The sequence below is a fragment of the Pseudonocardia sp. SID8383 genome (assembly GCF_009864975.1).
GTDB lineage: Bacteria > Actinomycetota > Actinomycetes > Mycobacteriales > Pseudonocardiaceae > Pseudonocardia > Pseudonocardia alni.
In genome coordinates this window covers 1-7,613 of sequence record NZ_WWFY01001117.1, presented here as the reverse complement: position 1 = coordinate 7,613, position 7,613 = coordinate 1, and the positions used below count along the sequence as shown (strand labels likewise).

8 protein-coding genes are annotated in these 7,613 nt (G+C 74.3%); 6 read left to right on the top strand and 2 right to left on the bottom strand.

Annotation, left to right across the window (positions count from 1 at the left end):
- Positions 1-73: 73 nt before the first annotated feature.
- A complete protein-coding gene (locus GTW08_RS27260; RefSeq protein WP_073578478.1) occupies positions 74-301 on the bottom strand; it encodes an FmdB family zinc ribbon protein in 228 nt (75 codons plus the stop codon).
- Between the two features lie 64 nt (positions 302-365).
- Positions 366-2,387, bottom strand: a complete 2,022-nt coding sequence (gene glgX / locus GTW08_RS27255) for a glycogen debranching protein GlgX (RefSeq protein WP_073578477.1) — start codon at positions 2,385-2,387, stop codon at positions 366-368.
- A 100-nt stretch (positions 2,388-2,487) separates the two neighbouring features.
- Between glgX and GTW08_RS27250 the strand changes: the two genes are divergently transcribed.
- The 6 genes from GTW08_RS27250 to GTW08_RS27225 all read left to right on the top strand — a co-directional run.
- Entirely contained in the window at positions 2,488-3,258 is a 771-nt protein-coding gene (locus GTW08_RS27250; RefSeq protein ID WP_073578587.1) for an ABC transporter ATP-binding protein, read from the top strand.
- Between the two features lie 148 nt (positions 3,259-3,406).
- Positions 3,407-4,186 (top strand): enoyl-CoA hydratase/isomerase family protein, encoded by a 780-nt coding sequence (locus GTW08_RS27245; RefSeq protein ID WP_073578476.1) that lies wholly within the window; start codon positions 3,407-3,409, stop codon positions 4,184-4,186.
- A gap of 79 nt (positions 4,187-4,265) precedes the next feature.
- Positions 4,266-5,222 carry a class I SAM-dependent methyltransferase gene (locus GTW08_RS27240; protein WP_073578475.1) on the top strand — a complete coding sequence of 319 codons (957 nt, stop codon included), beginning with the start codon at positions 4,266-4,268 and terminating at the stop codon, positions 5,220-5,222.
- The gene (locus GTW08_RS27235) at positions 5,219-6,394 is read left to right on the top strand and encodes a MacS family sensor histidine kinase (protein WP_083659166.1); all 1,176 of its coding nucleotides are present in this window, start codon (positions 5,219-5,221) and stop codon (positions 6,392-6,394) included. Before GTW08_RS27240 ends, GTW08_RS27235 begins: the two co-directional genes overlap by 4 nt.
- Positions 6,391-7,044, top strand: coding sequence for a response regulator (locus tag GTW08_RS27230; RefSeq protein WP_073578474.1), 654 nt, complete (start codon positions 6,391-6,393; stop codon positions 7,042-7,044). The genes GTW08_RS27235 and GTW08_RS27230 overlap by 4 nt, the downstream gene beginning before the upstream one ends.
- A gap of 128 nt (positions 7,045-7,172) precedes the next feature.
- A partial coding sequence (locus tag GTW08_RS27225) for a VTT domain-containing protein (RefSeq protein WP_202417763.1) occupies positions 7,173-7,613 on the top strand: 441 nt, incomplete at its 3' end.

Sequence of the window (7,613 nt, the reverse complement as noted above, 5' to 3'; positions counted from 1 at the left end):
ACCTCCCACCGCCCGCCGGACCTCCGCCCGCCGGACCGTGGTCCGAGGGGGCGGGACCCGTCGTCGGCACGGGTCAGCCGCCGCAGCACCCGCCGCCGCAGCAGCCCCCGCCGCCACCGGCCGGGGTCATCGCGGGCCGGGGTGCGGCACCGGACCGGCCGCCGAGCGCGATCGTCGAGAGCAGCTTGACGGTGTCCGCGTGCCCGTGCGGGCAGTCCGCCGGGTCCGACGACGCGGCCATCGGCCGTTCGACCTCGAACGTCGTGGCGCACTCGCGGCAGCGGAACTCGTAGCGCGGCATGCGCGGAGCCTACGCTGCCCGGCCCGTCGGACCCAGCTCCCCGAACCCGGCTGGCCGGGTCCGGTCAGCGGCTGCGCAGCAGGCGTACCGAGCGGGGCGGCAGGACGATCGTCGCCCCGGCGTCGAGCGGGGTGGTGTCGGCGGGGGTGCCGTCGGGCGCGGTCGAGTCCAGGACCGGGTCGAATCCGTGGTCGCTGGGCAGCACGCAGTCGGCGGGCTCGTCGCCGGCGTGCAGGACCAGCAGCCAGTAGTCGGCCAGCAGCAGCGCGAGGGTGCGGCGGCCGCCGTCGTGCCAGTCCCCGGGCTCCATCGGCCGCCCGGACGGGTCCCACCAGAGGACCTCGCCGTCGACGTAGAACTGGTCGCGGTGCAGCACCGGTGACTCGTGGCGCAGTGCGGCGACCTTGGCGGTGAACGCCTCCATCGCCGTGGTCTCGTCGGTGCGGGTCCAGTCCACCCAGGAGGTCTCGTCGTCGCGGCAGTAGGCGTTGTTGTTGCCGTCCTGGGTGCGCCAGCGCTCGTCGCCACCGGTGATCATCGGGGTGCCGATCGACAGCAGCAGCGTCGCCATCATCGCCCGGGCCGTGGCCTGCCGGGCGGCGCGGATGCCGGCGTCGTCGGTCGGGCCCTCGGCGCCGTGGTTCTGCGAGCGGTTGTCGTCGGTGCCGTCGCGGTTGTTCTCGCCGTTGCCCTCGTTGTGCTTGTGCTCGTAGGACACGAGGTCGCGCAGGGTGAAGCCGTCGTGGGCGGTGACGAAGTTGACCGAGGCCCACGGGCGACGCCCGGAGTGCTGGTAGATGTCGGAGCTGCCGGTCAGCCGCGACGCCAGCTCGGCGACGCCGCCGTGGCCGCGCCAGAAGTCGCGCACCGCGTCGCGGTAACGGCCGTTCCACTCCGACCACGCCACGCCGAACCCGCCGACGCGGTAGCCCTCGCCGGTCGCGTCCCACGGCTCGGCGATCAACTTGGTCGTCGACAGGGTCGGGTCCTGGGCGATCGCGGTGAGCAGTGCGGAGTCCGGGGAGAACGGACCCGACCGCGGGCGACCGAGCACCGAGGCGAGGTCGATCCGGAACCCGTCGACGCCGTAGGCGTGCACCCAGTGCCGCATGGCGTCGCAGACCAACCGGATCACCGTGGGGGAGCCGGCGTCGAGGGTGTTGCCGGTGCCGGTGATGTCGGCGTCGTGCCCGGACCCGCCGAGCGAGTAGTACGCCGGCGCGTCGAGGCCGCGGTAGGACAGGGTGGTGCCGCCGACCCCGCCCTCGCAGGTGTGGTTGGGGACGATGTCGAGGACGACCTCGATCCCGGCCGCGTGCAGGGTGTCGACGAGGTAGCGGAACTCCGCGACCTCGTTGCCGGGGTCCGAGGCGTAGCCGGCGTGCGGGGCGAGGAAGCCCAGCGTGGCGTAGCCCCAGTAGTTCGGCGCGCCCCGCTCCAGCAGCGGTGGCTCGGGGGCGTTGGCCTGCACCGGGAGCAGCTCGACGGCCGTCACCCCGGTCCGCTGCAGCTGCGCGATCACCGCCGGGTGGGCCAGCCCGAGGTAGGTGCCACGGTGCGCCTCGGGCACCTCGGGGTGGAGCTTCGTCCAGCCGCGCACGTGGATCTCCGAGATCACCGTCTCCGACCACGGCACGTCCGGGCGGGGTGGGCGCGGCGCGGCGTCGGTGGCGGTGACGACCGACAGCGGCACCGAGCCGAGCGAGTCGACGGTGCTGGGCCGCCCGGACATCGGGTCGCCGTCCCACCCGCGGGCGGCGACGACGTCGGTGACGGTGCCGGTGATCCGCGCGGCGTAGGGGTCGACGAGGATCTTGTGCGGGTTCGCGCGCAGCCCGTGGAACGGCCGGTACTCGCCGTGCACCCGGTAGCCGTAGCGCTGACCGGGCCGCACCCCGGGCACGTGGCCGTGCCACACGCCGAAGGTGTGTTCACGCAGCTCGACGCGCCGCTCGGTGAGACCACCGCCCTCACCGTCGGCGGCGCCGTCGATCAGGCACACCTCGACGGTCTCGGCGCTGGTGGTGGCGACCGCGAAGCGGGTCCCGTGGTCGTCGGGGTGGGCACCGAGGGGGAAGACAGGCACGATCGGCCAGGATAGGGGGGTGACTTCGCCCCGAACCCCGTCCGCGCCCGGTGTCACACCCGTTTCCACCCCGATCGACGACGAGGACGTGGTCGTCAGGATGGACGGCGCCACCGTCCGCCGCGGCGACACCATCCTGCTCGATGCCGTCGACTGGCGGGTGGAACTCGACGAGCGCTGGGTCGTCCTCGGCCCGAACGGCGCCGGCAAGACGACCCTGCTCCGGCTCGCCGGTGCGGAGCTGCACCCGACCGCCGGCACCGTCCATGTGCTCGGTGAGCGCATGGGCCGGGTCAACGTCTTCGAGCTCCGCACCCGGATCGGTCTCACCTCGGCGAACCTGGGCGTCCGGATCCCGGGCGACGAGATCGTCTCCGACGTCGTCGTCTCCGCGGGCTACGCGGTCCTCGGGCGCTGGCGCGAGGAGTACGAGCGCGACGACACCGGCCGCGCCGAGCAGCTGCTGGGCCAGCTCGGCATGGCGGGGTTCGCCGGGCGCGCGTACGGCACGCTCTCCGAGGGCGAGCGCAAGCGGACCCTGATCGCCCGCGCGCTGATGACCGACCCGGAACTGCTGCTGCTCGACGAGCCCGCCGCCGGGCTGGACCTCGGCGGCCGCGAGGACCTCGTCACCCGGCTCGCCGACCTCGCCGACGACCCGTACGCCCCGGCGTCGGTGCTGGTCACCCACCACGTCGAGGAGATCCCGCCGAACTACAGCCACGGGCTGCTGCTGCGTGAAGGGCGTGTGGTCGCCGCGGGGCTCCTGGACGAGGTCATGACCTCCGAGCCGCTGTCGGAGACGTTCGGGCTGCCGCTGACCGTCGAGCGCCGCGGCAACGGACGGTTCACCGCCCACCGGCGCGACTGATCCGCCGCCGGGCGCCGGTGCCCGCACCCGCGTGGGGCGACCGTCGCGCGGGTCGCCGCGAACCGGGACGGGACGCCACGCGGGCCGAGGCGGCCGGGTCGGATCACTGCGCGCTCCAGGGCGCCGGAGGCGACTAGGGTCCGCAGACGTGACCGAATTCGTGAGCCTGTCCGTGGACGAGGGCGTCGGGACGATCCGGATCGACCGCCCGCCGATGAACGCCCTGAACCGTCAGATCCAGGGTGAGCTGCTGGAGGTGGCCGACGAGGCCGCCACCCGCGCCGACGTGCGTGCGGTCGTCGTGTACGGCGGGGAGAAGACCTTCGCCGCGGGTGCGGACGTCAAGGAGATGGCGTCGATGTCCTACTCGGACATGGCGCCGCAGGCGCGGCGGCTGTCCGCCGGGCTGGGGGCCGTCTCGACGATCCCGAAGCCGACCGTCGCCGCGGTGACCGGTTACGCCCTCGGCGGCGGCCTGGAGGTCGTACTCGGGGCCGACCGGCGCATCGCGGGGGACAACGTCAAGCTCGGCTTCCCGGAGATCCTGCTCGGCATCTTCCCGGGTGGCGGCGGCACCCAGCGCGCCGCGCGACTGATCGGGCCGTCGCGCACCAAGGACCTGATCTACACCGGCCGCATGGTGAAGGCCGACGAGGCGCTGGCGATCGGGCTGGTGGACGAGGTCGTCCCGGCCGACGAGGTCTACACCCGCGCCGTCGCCTGGGCGCAGCAGTTCACCGCGGGCCCCGCCCTGGCCTACGCCGCCGCCAAGAAGGCGATCGACAACGGCCTCGACACCGACCTGCGTACCGGCCTGGACATTGAGTCCGAGCTGTTCGCGGGCGTGTTCGCCACCGACGACGCGAAGGCCGGCATGGCCAGCTTCGTCGAGAACGGCCCCGGCAAGGCCACCTTCACCGGCCGCTGAGCCGTCCGCCCCCGCCCGGACGCGCGACGCGCCCGGGCGGGGAGCAGGTCGGCGGCCGTGTTCTGCGAAACTCCTACTCATGAGTTCGGACCCGGCGCCCACCCCGCACGCCACCGCCGAGCAGGTCGAGGCGGCCTGGCACGACCCGAAGCTCGCCAACGTGCTCTACCACGACTGGGAGGCGGGCACCTACGACGAGAAGTGGTCGATCAGCTACGACGAGCGCTGCATCGACTACGCCGCGGGCCGATTCCGTGCCGCGGCCCCGTGGGACGGCCGCCCCTACCTGCGCGCCCTGGAACTGGGCAGCGGCACCGGGTTCTTCCTGCTGAACCTGATGCAGGCCGGTGTCGCCGAGCGCGGCGTCGTCACCGACCTGTCGCCGGGGATGGTCGACGCCGCCACCCGCAACGCCGAGCACCTCGGGCTGGAGGTGGAGGGTGCCGTCGTCGACGGTGAGCACATCCCGTTCCCCGACGACAGCTTCGACCTCGTCGTCGGGCACGCGGTGCTGCACCACATCCCCGACGTCGAGGCCGCGTTCCGTGAGGTCCTGCGGGTGCTGGAGCCGGGCGGGCGGTTCGTGTTCGCGGGCGAGCCCACCACCGTCGGCGACGCCTACGCCCGCACGCTCGGCCAGTGGACCTGGAAGGCAACGACCACCCTGACGAAGCTCCCGGCCCTGCGGGGCTGGCGGCGCCCGCAGCACGAGCTCGACGAGTCCTCCCGGGCCGCCGCGCTGGAGTCGGTCGTCGACATCCACACCTTCGACCCGGCCGACCTGGAGCGCACCGCGACCCGGGCCGGGGCAGAGGGAGTGCGGGCCTCCACCGAGGAGTTCGCCGCCGCCATGCTGGGCTGGCCGGTGCGGACCTTCGAGGCGGCCGTCCCGCCCGGAAAGCTCGGCTGGAACTGGGCGATGTTCGCCTACCACGGCTGGCAGCGGCTGTCCTGGCTCGACGAGCACGTCCTGAACCGGGTCGTGCCGCGCAGCTGGTTCTACAACGCCCTGATCACCGGTACCAAGCCGAGATGAGCGATCGGCCCCGGCGCGGCGCGCTGTCGGTCAGCATGGACGACGTGGAGCACCCGCTGGAGCCGTTCTGGCGCGGCGTCATCGCCTACCGCCTGCTCACGCTGCTGACGGTCGTCGGCGTGACGCTCTACCACCTGCCCACCGGCTACGAACGTCCGCCGGCCGCGGTCGGCGTGCTCGTCGTGATGGCGGTGTGGACGGCCGTGACGTCATGGGGCTACCTCGGCGGGCTGCCCGGCGCCCCGGACCGCCGCGGCCTGCTCGCCCTGGCCGACCTCGGCGTCTGCGTCGCGATCATGGCGACCACGCCGCTGGTCGTCCGGGTCGCCCACCTCGACGAGGGCGGCCCCGGCATGGGGTCGATCTGGACCTCCGGCGGGGTGCTGGCCTGCGCGGTCGCGTTCCGGATCACCGGCGGGGTGCTCGCCGCCGCCGTGATCTCGGTGGCGCTGGTGCTGTCCAAGCAGCGGTTCGGGGTGCTGGAGCTGGGCGACATGCAGCTGCTCCTGCTGGCCGGGCTGACCGTCGGGTTCGCCGCGCACGTGCTCGACCGCACCGCCGCCCGGCTGCGCCGCCTCGTCGCCGAACAGGCCGCCACCGCCGAACGCGAGCGGCTCACCCGGGCCGTGCACGACGGAGTCCTGCAGGTGCTGGCGCACGTCCAGCGCCGCGGCGCCGAGCTGGGCGGCGGGGCGACCGAGCTCGGCGTGCTCGCCGGAGAGCAGGAGACCGCGCTGCGTGCGCTGCTGTCCGGGCCGGGGACCACCGACGCGTCCGGGTGCCGCGACCTCGCCGCCGCGCTGCGGATCCTCGCCTCGGACCGGGTCACCGTCTCGGCCCCCGGACGTCCGGTCGAGCTGGGCCGGCCGGTCGTCGACGAGGTGGAGGGCGCGGTGCGGGCCGCGCTCGCGAACGTGGCGCTGCACGCCGGGGCGGACGCGCGCGCGTGGGTGCTGGTCGAGGAGCTGCCCGGGGCGGTCGAGGTCAGCGTCCGCGACGACGGCCCCGGCATCCCCGAGGGCCGCCTCGCCGAGGCCGAGGCGCAGGGCCGGATGGGGGTGTCCCGCTCCATCCGTGGCCGCGTCGGCGACGTCGGCGGGACACTGACGCTGGACACCGGACCGGACATCGGGACCGAATGGGTCATCCGGGTCCCCAGGGAGGACACATGAGCATCCGGGTGATGGTCGTCGACGACCACCCGATCTGGCGCGAGGGCGTGGCCCGCGACCTCGCCGAGCGCGGCCTCGACGTCGTCGCGACGGCCCCGGACGCGCCCGCGGCCGTCCGGATCGCGACGGCCGTGCGGCCGGACGTGATCCTCATGGACCTCAACCTGGGCGTGACCTCCGGCGTGGACGCGATCGCCGGGATCGGGCAGCAGAGCCCGGACAGCCGCGTACTGGTGCTGTCGGCCTCCGGTGAGCACGCCGACGTCCTGGAGGCGGTCAAGGCCGGTGCGCTCGGCTACCTGGTGAAGTCCGCCGGGGTCGACGAGCTGCTGGAGGCCATCCGGCGCACCGCCGACGGCGTCGCCGTGTTCACCCCGGGGCTGGCCGGGCTGGTGCTGGGGGAGTACCGGCGGCTCGCCGACGCCCCGCGTCCCGCCGACGGCGCGCCCGCCGTCCCGGCACTCACCGACCGCGAGACCGAGGTGCTGCGCCTGGTCGCGAAGGGCATGACGGCCAAGCAGATCGCGGCGAAGCTCGTCGTCTCGCACCGGACCGTCGAGAGCCACGTGCAGAACACCCTGCGCAAGCTGCAGCTGCACAACCGCAGCCAGCTCGTCCGGTACGCCATCGAGCAGGGCCTCGCGGACTGAGCAGGCGGGGCGGTGCGTTCCCTGCGGTGAGCGGAGTGAACCCGTAACGGGGGCCACCCCCATCACGAACAGGTCACGGGACCGGGCAGACTCGGCTCCGCCCCCGACGCTCGACCTCCGGAGAGCCCGTGACCGACCCGAGCGCCCTGATCGGGTACCTGCTCCAGAGCCCCTGGCTGGTGCCCCTGCTCGCCGTCGCCGTGATGTGCGACGGGCCGCTCCCGTTCCTGCCGAGCGAGCCGGTGCTGTTCAGCGCCACGGCCGCCGCACTGGCGGACGGCGACCGGTGGCGGATCGTGGCCCTGTTCGGTGCCGCGGTGGTCGGGTCGCTGCTCGGCGACGCGGTGCTCTACGGCGCGGGACGCAGCTCCCACTCGGTCGTCCGGGGCACCCGTCGCGGTGACGGGACCGGCGCCTGGGTCCGCCGCCACCTGCATCGCCGACCGGTCGCCGCGCTGGTCGCGACCCGGCTGCTGCCCGGCGGACGGCTGGCGAGCGTGTCCGCGGCCGGCCGGGTCCGGCTGCCGCTGCGCGCGTTCCTGCCCGCGACCGTCGCGAGCGCCCTGGTG